This window comes from Vescimonas sp. (assembly GCF_057856985.1).
Genome location: NZ_DBLZXX010000045.1, coordinates 1 through 1,284, shown reverse-complemented (window position 1 = coordinate 1,284; position 1,284 = coordinate 1). Strand labels below are relative to the sequence as shown.

The window sequence follows — 1,284 nt, the reverse complement described above, 5'->3', positions numbered from 1 at the left end:
AAGTCCAGATACAGATAGGCGGAGTAGAACTCCTTATTGATCTGCTCGTTGAGCAGCTTAGATACGTTAGCGTTCATGATACTTCTCCTCCATAAGATTGTCTTTTTCCTGCTCCCGGCAGGCGGGGCAGATATGCCGTACCCAGAGCGATGCTGGGATGCTCCCTTTTCATCTCCAGGAACACCTGCTCCGCCGTGGGATGCTGCTGCAGTTCCGTTACGGCGGCCAATATCTCCTCTGCGTATTTTGGCATACCGCCAACCCTCCAAATGCAAGAATGCAAGAATGAGTCTTATTATTTTGCTTTTATTATACCTATATTTTTTTCTCTGTCAACAACCACAAAGGGCTTGTGCTCCAAAAGCTGCCCCGAAGTACCTTGACAGTTTTAACTGTATCTGTTATATTTCAGTATAAACTGTATCAGTAGCAAATACAGTTATGTTGGAGGTTGATTATGCGTCAGATATTGCTTTTCGCGGCACTTGCCGCCGTGCTTGCACTGCTTCTGGTGAGCTGCGGGGGAACCAAGGGCAAGCCGGTGCCGACAGAGGAGGACGCTCCCGGCAAGGCGGCGTATCATAAGATCAGCGCTGAGGAAGCCTATGAGATGATGGCCTCGCAGAAGGTCGTGGTGGTGGATGTCCGCACCCGTGAGGAATACGACGGCGGACACATCGAGAACGCCGTCCTTGTCCCCAACGAGAGCATCGGCAGCGAAATGCCCGAGGCGCTGCCCGACAAGGAAGCCACGCTGCTGGTCTACTGCCGCAGCGGCCGCCGCAGCAAGGATGCCGCACAAAAGCTGCTGGCGCTGGGGTATCAGAGCGTCTACGACTTCGGCGGCGTCATCGACTGGCCCTACGAGCTTGTGAAGGAGGGATAAAGGGTGGACAGTTCCTTTAATCTGGCGGTTCACGCGCTGGTCTGCCTGAGCCACAGCGGACGCTCCCTCAGCAGCGAGGCGCTGGCGGAGAACATCTGCACTAACCCCACCCGCGTCCGCCGGGTGCTGGCGGGGCTGAAAAAGGCGGGAATGGTGGAGACCCGGGAGGGTCTGGACGGCGGCTATCGCCTTTGCACCGACCCCGCAGTCCTTTCTCTCCGGCAGGTGGCGGAGGCGATAAATACCCGCTTTGTGGACTGCGCGTGGCACAGCGGCGACATTGACCGGGACTGCGCCATCTGCTCCGGCATGGCGGGCGTGATGGATGCGCTGTACCGGAGCATGAATGAGGAATGCGCCGCCTATCTCTCGCACATTACGATCACGGATATTGAAAC

The 1,284-nt window shown here is 56.5% G+C and carries 3 protein-coding genes; 2 read left to right on the top strand and 1 reads right to left on the bottom strand.

Annotated elements, in window-relative coordinates; genetic code table 11:
• Positions 1 to 73: 73 nt before the first annotated feature.
• A complete protein-coding gene (locus ACZM22_RS11160; RefSeq protein WP_216494913.1) occupies positions 74 to 253 on the bottom strand; it encodes a helix-turn-helix domain-containing protein in 180 nt (59 codons plus the stop codon).
• 204 nt (positions 254 to 457) lie between these two features.
• Here ACZM22_RS11160 and ACZM22_RS11155 point away from each other — a divergent pair, with 204 nt between their 5' ends.
• Complete coding sequence (locus tag ACZM22_RS11155) at positions 458 to 886, top strand: rhodanese-like domain-containing protein (RefSeq protein ID WP_489544124.1); 429 nt, start codon at positions 458 to 460, stop codon at positions 884 to 886.
• A gap of 3 nt (positions 887 to 889) precedes the next feature.
• Positions 890 to 1,284 (top strand): RrF2 family transcriptional regulator (locus ACZM22_RS11150; protein ID WP_489544123.1); only part of this gene is annotated, 395 nt, incomplete at its 3' end.

Excerpts from the sequence above, each read along its gene's own strand:
- ACZM22_RS11160 (WP_216494913.1), bottom strand. The coding sequence starts at position 253 with ATGCCAAAATACGCAGAGGAGATATTGGCCGCCGTAACGGAACTGCAG.
- ACZM22_RS11155 (WP_489544124.1), top strand. The coding sequence starts at position 458 with ATGCGTCAGATATTGCTTTTCGCGGCACTTGCCGCCGTGCTTGCACTG.